Here is a 9,387-nt window from a genome sequence, read left to right as displayed (position 1 = left end):
GGTTTAAATCTTGTCCAGGTTTCTAGGGCGGGGGTAGCTGAACCGAGGATGAGCGGACAGTTTTCTAGTTCGGCTCGCCACTGGGCGACTTGTCTGGCGTGATAGCAAGGCATGGGCTGATCTTGTTTGAAGCTGCTGTCGTGCTCTTCGTCCAAGATGATGATGCCGATGTTGGGCAAGGGGGCAAAGATGGCTGAACGGGTACCGATGATGATCTGCGGCTCGCCAGATAGCATTTGCCGCCAGGTGTCGTAGCGCTCCCCTTCGGAAAGGCCGCTGTGGTAAACGCAGACTAGATTGCCAAAGCGACTGCGAAAGCGATCGGTTAGCTGCGGGGTCAGGCCAATTTCAGGCACAAGGACGAGGGCTGACTTTTGGACCTGAGCAGGACTGGCCTGAGCAGAACTGGCTTGGATATGGAACGCGATCGCCTGCAAGTACACTTCTGTTTTGCCCGATCCGGTAACGCCATGTAGCAATGCTTCTGCATATCCCTGCATTCTTTGAATCTGAGAAAGCGCTGCTGATTGATCCGCAGTTAGCTGCTTAGGCCGATCGGGCAGGGCTGAAGAGTGGCTACTCGATCGCAATTTCTCTTTAGGTGCGATCGCTATATAGCCCAGCGCCTCAATCTTCTTCAGGGTTTGACTCGTTGTTTTCAACTGTTGGAGCGCGTCACTTAGCCATAGCTCACCGCCACATCGATCTAGGGCGATGACTAGTTCTTGCTGACGAGCCGTTAGTCCTGAATTAAGATCTGCATTAGGGTTTGCTGCCGATGCCTCCTGCGGTCCGGCGGCACGGGTTAGGAAGACGGCTTGACGTTTTTGGGGACTCGGCGATCGCGGCGTCACTAAGTAGCTCTCTGCCCAACCTAGCCGTAGTAGCTGCTGCAGAGCCTTGGCCGCTGTGCCTGTCTGCTTAGGCGCTCTAATTTTCTGCTTTAGATACTGCCAGCTATAGTCTTTTGTGGCCGAGTCACTTAGAGTTTCTATTAAGAGAAGCGCTGATTTAGACAGCTCAGACTGATAGCCAGCCAGCTTTACACTTTCTGGAGATATTGCTTGACGAAGTCTGACTCTGCGTTGTGATCTAGACAACAATCCAGGCGGTAATGCTGCTCGTACAATCCTAATCAAAGGTGTTTGATAGTAGTCTTCGACACGGATTAATAATTGCCAATACCCTTTATTAAAGAAGGTGTTATTAATAATGCTTTCAATTGGTTTGATAGCCTCAGCAGATACGTAATTAGGTAGATCGCTAAGCATACGAATCACAATTCCGCCTACCTGCTGAGCCCCAAAGGGAACAGCGACAATATCACCCGAACTTACCGCTAGCTCCGAAGGAACACGGTATATGTATGTATCAAAAGCCCTATCAGCAGCTCCAGGAGCATCTACTAAAACCTCGGCCCACACAGTTTCTAACGTTTTCTCGGGTTGATCCATGAACTAAAAGTAGTCAGACATCTCAAGTAGTTAGACAAAATTGAAGATAGTAAAGCCGAATACAAAACGTGATAGGAACGCTGAACAACTGGTCACGCAAAGCGCAGATCGGAGATTATGAGAGCGAAAAACGAAACGTAACAATAAAACAAAAAACCCACCTATTAAGCTTTCTAGGGTTTTACCTAGATGAGCATCTACTCAGTAGAAAAACGTCTTAATGATGGATTGCTATAGTAAGCGGTAATTGGCTCTAAAGAAAGATATACAGCTAGCGTTGGACGCACACTCAAAGATCAGGCTAAGTAGTACGGACGCTAGCTAGCCACTGAGATTTACATGTATCCACAGTTTCACCTATTAGAAATGTACAAAGCTAGGTGGCCAAAGCTAAGTAGTCAGAGCCATATGCCAAAGCTATACATAAACTCAGAAATATAAATGTAGGAACATACAGTTTAAAAATTACAGTTCAGAAAGTCGTCTCTGATGTTTACCTCTTTATAAATATGACAGCCCCACAATCTTCTAGCATCAGCTCCGTCAAGTTTGGCGACAGCTCGACTAACACCGCCAATCCAGCTGTCACGCCTGAGCAAATGGATCAAGATCTTTCCTCGGCCAGTGTCCTCATCCAGCAAGAAAACCGGAGGCAGGGTTCTAGCGATAGCCAAAGTGAAAATCTGCTGATGAAAATCTGGAATGCGAATGAAGATGATTCAGACGATGATAGTGACGATCAGTATGCTAGCTCAACCGATCTTCTAGGTGTAGACGAAGAGACGGACAGTCTAGATAACGATAACGACGACTTAGAGAGCAATTTAGATAGCGATTTAGAGAGCAGCGAGCTAGACGATGATTTAGAGGCTCAAGCACTTCCCGAGGCGGGCGTCTTAGAATCTGACGCGGCTGAAGAAGATCCAGATGCTATTCAGTATTCTGTTCAATACTCTGACCAAGCAGCCCCATCCACCCGCTACCGCAAAGCGGCTAACGACGATGCGGTAGGTGCCTTCTTCAAAGAGATGGCTCGCTATCCCCTTTTGCAGCCTACTGAAGAAATTGAGCTAGCTAGGCAAGTTAGAATCATCGTAGATCTAGAAGACTATTCAGAAAAAGCTAGCGAAACGCTCAACCGACGGCCTACCCACGCCGAGCTGGCGGCTGCCTTTGGCTATACAGAAGGGCAGCTCAGGCAGAAGCTGCGTCAGGCCAGAGCTGCTAAGCGTCGAATGATTCGCTCGAACCTCCGCCTAGTCGTCTCGATCGCCAAACGCTATTTGAATCGAGGTGTCCCCTTTCTCGATTTGATTCAAGAAGGCGCACTTGGGCTTAACCGGGCTGCCGAAAAGTTCGATCCCGACAAAGGATACAAATTTTCGACCTATGCCTACTGGTGGATTCGCCAAGGTATTACGCGAACTATCGCCAACGACGCGCGGACCATTCGCCTACCGATTCATATTGTTGAAAAACTCAACAAGCTAAAAAAAGCTCAGCGTGAACTACGCAAGGAGCTACAGCGCACGCCTACTGAAGTTGAAGTCGCAGCTGCACTAGAGATGACGCCCGAGCAGCTACGCACGCTACAGCAGGTGCAAAGAAAGTCTCTTTCTTTGAATCACCGAGTCGGCAAAGGCGAAGATACAGAGCTGATGGAGCTGCTAGAAGATGGCAATTCTCTTTCGCCTGAATCACAGATTAGCGAATCGATGATGCGCCAAGAGATCTCTGATGTACTCACTGAAGTTCTCACAGAGAGGGAAAAAGAGATTATCGCTCTACGCTACGGTCTGACGACTGGCGAAACCCACACGCTCGAAGAGGTCGGTGGCATTTTTCAGCTTTCGAGAGAAAGAGTCAGACAGATTCAAACCAAAGCTATGAGGAAGCTACGCCGACCTCAGGTGGCGGCTCGGCTGAAAAACTGGCTGAGGTAATGTATGGCAAGGCGCAGAAGGCTTATATGAGAGCTGCTTGGTCTGCGCGGGTATCGATCGGCTAGCTATAGGCTAAACAATTGATGGCCGGTTCTTCTTTGTTCTAAAGGTTACATTCACGCCCTCGTTCGTCTGCTGAAGTAACAGTAACGGCGTGGGCTTTGCTTTTTGGTCCCATTTCATGTTGGCGATCCGACCTTGCAGGGTGGGCTGCCAAAATCCACCGTCATCTTGCGGATTCAAAAAGTCTTCTATGCACTTGACGATATCTTCTACGGTGCTAGAGGTGGTCTGGGCAGGTAGCTTAGTCAACTGAATTTGAATTCGAAAGAGAACGCGCTTTCTTTTTTCAGGATCGGTCGGTGAGATGTATTCTACGTCGAAGATTTGATCGACGTTGCGAGGAGCGGTGCTGGCAATGCCGACCATACCGGTGTTGGCTTGCTGAGGGCGCAGAGCTTCGCTAATTCGCTGCTTTACTTTGACTTTTAGCTGGTTGACGATCGCAAAGTTAAATTGCTTTTCTTCCATTCGCATCCGCAGATAGTCAAGGTTAAAGTCACGCGAATGAATTAGATCCGGGTTGCGCTCCATTTTGGAGATAGTGCTGAGCGAAAGCTTAACTCGCTTTTGCAGCTCTTTGTTCTTATAGCTTTCAAACTTGAGCTGCTTTTGTAGCTTGCGCTCTTGCAGGTACGAATAAACGCCTAGTCCAACTAGCAGTAGAAAGAGACCGCCAGTGCTATACATCCAAGGGTTCGTGGCCCTAGAAGAAGCCGAGGGGGAGGCGGGTGCTTGCGCTAGGGTTGTGAGCCCGAGTTGTGATAGGTTGCCGGTTGACATAGCTGCGGCCAGTTGACTGTCTTAAGCATGCCCATAGCGATTGTCAGAATAGATAATGTTGATTGCTGGCGCGAGCTGGCGACAAGGAAACACGCTATGGCTCCGCAGAAACTAGCCGCTACCTATAGGCAGCGCTTTTGGCAGACGATTAGATTGATTGCGACGGACATGGATGGCACATTGACGCGATCAGGAGAATTTACGCCAGCGTTGCTAGAGGCGATCGCATCGCTTAGAGCGCACGGGATTGATGTGATGATTGTGACGGGCCGATCGGCGGGATGGGTGAGTGCGATTGTGAACTATTTGCCGGTGGTGGGGGCGATCGCAGAAAATGGTGGTCTCTACATCGATAAACAAAGCGGCAAGTCCACGCTCTTGTCCGATATTCCTGATCAAGCTCAGCATCGCGATCGCCTAGAAACTATCTTCAACCATCTGCGCCAGCGCTACCCCAGCTTACGCCCCTCGGTTGACAACCCCTATCGCATCACCGACTGGACTTTCGATATTGACGGTCTAACTCAAAGCGATCTTGACTGGATGCAAGCGGCCTGCAAAACCAAACTGATGGACTTTACCTACAGCACAGTGCAGTGCCATATCAAGGTTGAAAAGCAAGAAAAAGCACTGGGGCTAAACCAAGTACTGCGCCAGAAATTTCCGACAATGACAGCCACCTCTATAGTGACCGTTGGCGATAGCCCGAACGACGCCAGCCTGTTCGATCCAGATCAGTTTCCTCATTCTGTGGGCGTGGCGAATGTCTCTGACTATCTATCAGTGCTAGCGCATACGCCAGCCTATATCACCGCCGCATCCGAGGTTGAAGGGTTTGTAGAATTAGTCAATCAGCTAACAAAGAGTAAATAGGCTCAATAGAAAGACAGAAGGAAAAACAGAAAAACTGCTGCATTTCTCTTGAGGAGCGAGAGGAGAAACGCAGCAGTTAGTCACACATTGCTGACAATTCACAGCAATTGCCATGCATCATCAAACTCACGATCATTATGAAGATAGACAGGTGATAGAGTTCGGCGGTTTCCAAAAATGAAACCGTCCGCTTCAGCTAGATCGCACAGCCAGAGCATACAGCCAAATCACAGCGTAGGAGAGCTATACCAGTCATTTAGCAAAGAGGTCAGCCAGCGGATATCGCGTTGAGTAATTGCGCCGTCATCAATAGTGAGCTTATAGCTGTCACACGGCGTTTTCGTCCGGTTGTGATTAGTCAAAATCCTCATAGCGCTACCGTCGGGGAGGGCGCTGATATTATAAATGCTTTCTCTTTTAGCGTTGACTAGATAGCTAGGCGATCGCAGCCAGTATTTTTGAGAGATTAGCAGCACGTCATCTTTGATCTCGATGCAAATGCGCCTTAGTAGTGCCACATCTAGCTGCCGCAGCCCGTTTTTCAGAAAGCGAAAGCCATAGGCACAGCCCGTCGCCCCTAACGTTGCGGCGGCGACTGTGGCTAGACCCTTCGCACTAGACATCAGAGTAGGCGAAAAGTAGATCAAACTAATCAGATACAGCGCTGAGGCCAACAGCGCGCCACCGACTAGCAGCGGCGGCAGCGCCTGATGACAGGGTTTAGACTGCAGACCCGATGGCCGGATGATCAATCTAAAGGCATTAAATCGGTGCTGAGACTGAATCTCAGTAAAAAAGGGCTGATAGCGGCTGTATCCGCTATTGGTGATAGGAACAGGCAAGAGCGGCGCTTTGGTGGGTTGCCATATGCGTTGCTTTAACATCGCTAAGGGGAGGCGATTGAGCGCTCTCAAAGCTTGTTTGGCCGAGAGAGGGCGATCGCGCACCTGCGGTTCAATCAACCAGTTGAGCCACTGCTGAAAATCAGCAGTGATTTTACCGGCTCTGCAGGTAAATTTCATCTGCGGTTGATTGCACGTGAGATCGCCTAGATGAGAGCCTGTGATTAGATAGATCAGCGTCGCCCCCAGGCTGTATAGGTCTGAGGCAAAAGTTGCCTGATCGCGAACCTGTTCCATGGGCATATAGCCGTAGGTACCAACTAGCGCACCGGGCTGTTGCGCTTTGATGTATTGCGCCGTCCCTAAATTCAACCAAGCGACCTGACTAACGGTTTGATTCACACCCGCAGCCCTTTCAGTCACTGTAATATTGCTGGGTCTGATATCTCTATGAACCAATCCTTGGCGATGGAGATAGACCAACCCTTGCAAAAGCTGTTTGGCAATCAGGCGAATTTCAGCTTCACTATACTGTCTACCTGCCATCGCCTGCTGCGCTAGGGTCCGTCCTCCATGATGAGACTGTACGAGTACCCACGCCTGGCCTTCAGCCGTATCCATACGAAAAGACTCCAAACAGCGAGGAATCATGGGATGCTGCAAAGACTTCAGCAGACGAATTTCCCTTTCAAAGCAGTCGATATCACTGGCGAATGTGCCTTCTTCTAGACTAATCGATTTGATCACGACAGGGCGCTGCTGACGCACATCATTGGCCAGCATCTGCTGATAGCCGAAGGATTGACCCATCGGTTGCAAGTCTTCGTAGCGCCGATCTAAGCGTGCCGCGATAACTGAGTTAGAAGAAAAGATAGCCATTGCCGACAGTTAGAGAAAACTTGCTTTGATTGTGCCCAACCTATTTTGCCAGGAACCGTCGAAGCTCACTTTCCGCCTGCTCGCGTGAAGATATGTAACTGGACTGAATAGCCGGACTAGTTAGCTAGGCTATGGCAGCGTCAAACATCAGAATAAGAGTAAGGCTCGATTAGGGAATGGGGTAGTAGGGGATGGGGTAGTAGGGGTTAGCTTTTAAGTTTGGATAGAATTCTTTTCACGCTGAGCTGAGCGATTCGCCAGCGAGTGAGCTGAGGAATGTCTGCTGTCGCGGTGACCTGATGGTCAAAGAAAGCGTTGATTTCTGTCAGTATAGTCGCCAATCGAGGAATCAAATTCTCACGGCGATAAGGCGCAAAAAAAGAATCAGGAACGGGCGCAAAGCTGTCCTCTCGCTGGAGCGTTTCGAGGATTCGATGCGTATCGTAGCTAGTAGAATAGCCCGCTATCTTCTGGCAGTTGAATCCTGGATCGAGGTAGTCAGATAGCGCATGGTTCACGCTAGAAAACACCTGACATCCGCAGGCCAGCGCCTCCATTGGCGGCAGTCCAAACCCTTCGCTGAGTCGATATCTTCCCCAGTATTCAGCCGTATCGTATAGATAGACCTTCGTTCGATTAAATAGCCCGATCAAGTCCTCTACATAGCTGTCTAATACAACAACATGACATCTCTTTTTTAGAGCAGGCAAAAGCTGTTGCAACAGATATTCAGAAGATTTTCTAGTTTGGACTAGAACGTCGATATCTCTAGGTAGCTGGCGGTTTTCAAAAGCAGATGAAATCTCGTTAGGTAAGTGATAGATCAGTGAACCCAATGCCTTTTCGCCCCAGTAGCTCATGGTATTGTTGCTGACAGCTAATATGGGCACCCGAGGCGGCACAACAAAGCCATAGCCAGTACTATGGGCGTGGTAGATAGTCGGGCGATCGCCTAATCGCTTTAGCAGCTTTGGCACATCGAACCCCCAGCTAACGACAAAGATGCAGCGACGATCTGGCGGCACTGATAGCAGGTCGTCTAAAAAAAGTATCCCCGGCTCGCGCTGACGATAGGTGACGACTTCTGCCTCACAAATTTGCTGAGCCAGTCTTAGCGTATTCAGCTCGGCGGTCAGCCCGCCAGCAAAGAATTGCTTAGTCGTTCCCGGTAGTAGAAAGAGTAGTTTTCTCATCGAGGGCGTACTTGATCTCTCGCCTATATCAGCTTCTTTTAGCATACGCATGCTCTGCCACCTGCTGCGGACTGTCTCGCTCCGCTGTCCGGTATAGATGTTTGAAAGTATCTAGAAAAGCGTAGGTAGCAGGTGTTAGCAGCGTCTCCTTGAGCCAGCTAATCCCTAGAGGACGAGTGATCTCGAATGGCAGTTGGGCCACTCGAACTTCGCTAGGAATAGGCTGGGCGGCTAGCTTAGGCAAAAGGGTAATGCCCAGCCCTTGTCGGGTCATGCTTACAGCCGTAGAATCGTTGGCGATTAGATAGTCTACCTCAACCGGAGGATGGGCCTGCTGCAGGTGCGCCGCGACGCTTTTACAACAATCACTTGAGGAGGTGATCAGTGGATGCTGACGCAGATCGTCCCAGGAAAGCTGAGACGGCTTGTCTGTAAAATTGGGAGGCAACAGCGCAATGAACGGATCTTCCATCAGTAAAAAGGTTTCGCACTCGCCGCTAAGAACTAGGTCTGCAAAGACCAAATCGACCTTGCCTTCGTGCAGGGCGTCTGTTAACTCACGCTTGCTTTCGTACTCGATGATGGCGACTTGAATAGTGGGGTGGTGCTCATGGAGATGGGCGATCGCACCTGGCAATATCTCGCTAGCTAGGCTGCGAAAGGCACCAATCCGCACAAGTCCACCCTCGGTGCCACGGGCGCGGGTGGCTTCTTTGCCCATATCGTCAATCAAAGCAAGGGCCGCTAGCGCCTGCGCGTAGATGCGATCGCCCACAGGCGTCAGAGAAGCCCGCTGTCGTCCTCGGTGAATCAACATCACCCCTAAGGCGTCTTCTAGCGCCGCAATGCTATGGCTGACCGTCGATTGACTGACGTCTAATTCCAAGGCAGCTCCACTAAAGCTGCCAGTTAAAGCAACTGTTATCAGCGTTCTGAGCTGAGAAAGCTTAACTTTCTCTCGTAGCGTCTTTGCGGGTTTTCCGGCCATGGCTTGCTTCCGGTTGCTACGCAGGTCATTCACCCAAATAGTACATGATCTCAGCGCCTGCCCTGACTTATTCGCAGCTCTATTTGTTCGCAGCTCTATTTGAGCAGTACCTATTTGTTCAGAATTCGTCTATTCAGCAATTTAGGGATACGCGCTTAAACAAGTTAGCAACGGATGTCTAACTTTCCGAACCCACTCTGCGAGAAGAGCAAGCTCTACATCCCCAGCCCTTCTCCTTCGGGAGAGTATGTGTTTAGCGTTGGTTGGTTACTTAGGCTGCTGACCCACCCCGACCTCCGCTGCGCTTCGGCCACCCCTCCGTCGGAGGGGACATTGGCTATGTATTTTTAGAGATACGGGACTTGGTTCCCT

7 protein-coding genes are annotated in these 9,387 nt (G+C 49.9%); 2 read left to right on the top strand and 5 right to left on the bottom strand.

Annotation, left to right across the window (positions count from 1 at the left end):
- The coding region (locus IQ256_RS27380; RefSeq protein ID WP_228025340.1) for a DEAD/DEAH box helicase at positions 1-1,454 on the bottom strand (1,454 nt) is incomplete at its 3' end.
- A gap of 509 nt (positions 1,455-1,963) precedes the next feature.
- Here IQ256_RS27380 and IQ256_RS30175 point away from each other — a divergent pair.
- Entirely contained in the window at positions 1,964-3,397 is a 1,434-nt protein-coding gene (locus tag IQ256_RS30175) for an RNA polymerase sigma factor, RpoD/SigA family (protein WP_255516247.1), read from the top strand.
- 72 nt (positions 3,398-3,469) lie between these two features.
- On the opposite strand, the gene IQ256_RS27370 is transcribed toward IQ256_RS30175, so the two are convergent.
- Complete coding sequence (locus IQ256_RS27370) at positions 3,470-4,240, bottom strand: hypothetical protein (protein ID WP_193858861.1); 771 nt, start codon at positions 4,238-4,240, stop codon at positions 3,470-3,472.
- 96 nt (positions 4,241-4,336) lie between these two features.
- On the opposite strand from IQ256_RS27370, the gene IQ256_RS27365 reads away from it, so the two are divergent.
- Positions 4,337-5,113: an HAD family hydrolase gene (locus IQ256_RS27365; protein ID WP_193858860.1), complete on the top strand. Its 777-nt coding sequence runs from the start codon at positions 4,337-4,339 to the stop codon at positions 5,111-5,113.
- A 227-nt stretch (positions 5,114-5,340) separates the two neighbouring features.
- On the opposite strand, the gene IQ256_RS27360 is transcribed toward IQ256_RS27365, so the two are convergent.
- The 3 genes from IQ256_RS27360 to IQ256_RS27350 all read right to left on the bottom strand — a co-directional run bounded on the left by IQ256_RS27360 (position 5,341) and on the right by IQ256_RS27350 (position 9,015).
- Complete coding sequence (locus IQ256_RS27360) at positions 5,341-6,834, bottom strand: serine/threonine-protein kinase (RefSeq protein WP_193858859.1); 1,494 nt, start codon at positions 6,832-6,834, stop codon at positions 5,341-5,343.
- A 206-nt stretch (positions 6,835-7,040) separates the two neighbouring features.
- Positions 7,041-8,027 (bottom strand): glycosyltransferase, encoded by a 987-nt coding sequence (locus IQ256_RS27355; protein WP_193858858.1) that lies wholly within the window; start codon positions 8,025-8,027, stop codon positions 7,041-7,043.
- Positions 8,028-8,055: 28 nt separating this feature from the next.
- Positions 8,056-9,015 (bottom strand): LysR family transcriptional regulator, encoded by a 960-nt coding sequence (locus IQ256_RS27350; protein ID WP_193858857.1) that lies wholly within the window; start codon positions 9,013-9,015, stop codon positions 8,056-8,058.
- Positions 9,016-9,387 lie beyond the last annotated feature (372 nt).

Source organism: cf. Phormidesmis sp. LEGE 11477, from assembly GCF_015207105.1.
In the GTDB taxonomy this organism is placed as follows: Bacteria; Cyanobacteriota; Cyanobacteriia; order Phormidesmidales; family Phormidesmidaceae; genus Phormidesmis.
The sequence above is the reverse complement of the archived record's forward strand: the minus strand, read 5'-3'. Positions and strand labels throughout refer to the sequence as shown.